Annotated in this window: 1 pseudogene; it reads left to right on the top strand. The window is 62.5% G+C overall.

What is annotated here, in order from left to right:
* Positions 1-568: pseudogene (locus tag IEW58_RS13715) on the top strand (hypothetical protein); the annotation flags it as partial.

Below are 568 nucleotides of genomic sequence, written 5' to 3'. Positions count from 1 at the left end.
GGAATGTGGGGTTCTGCAATTCGGGGACCGGGAACTTCGGGGTGTTCAACTCGGGTAATTACAACACCGGTGTCGGTAATGCGGGGACGGCCAGCACGGGGTTGTTCAATGCCGGCAATTTCAACACCGGCATCGCCAACCCCGGGTCGTACAACACGGGCAGCTTCAATGTGGGTGACACCAACACCGGTGGTTTCAACCCGGGCAGCATCAACACCGGCTGGTTCAACACCGGCAACGCCAACACCGGCGTCGCCAATTCGGGCACCGTCAACACCGGCGCCTTCATCACCGGCAACGCCAGCAACGGCATCTTGTGGCGAGGCAACTTCGAGGGCCTGTTCGGCCTGAACGTCGGCATCACGATTCCCGAATTCCCGATCCACTGGACTTCAACCGGCGGCATCGGCCCCATTATCATCCCGGACACCACGATCCTTCCCCCCATCCACCTGGGCCTCACGGGACAAGCGAACTACGGCTTCGCCGTGCCGGACATCCCCATTCCGGCAATCCACATCGACTTCGACGGTGCCGCCGACGCCGGCTTCACCGCCCCGGCCACCAC

It is taken from the genome of Tsuneonella deserti (assembly GCF_014644315.1).
In the GTDB taxonomy this organism is placed as follows: Bacteria; Pseudomonadota; Alphaproteobacteria; order Sphingomonadales; family Sphingomonadaceae; genus Tsuneonella; species Tsuneonella deserti.
The sequence above is the reverse complement of the archived record's forward strand: the minus strand, read 5'-3'. Positions and strand labels throughout refer to the sequence as shown.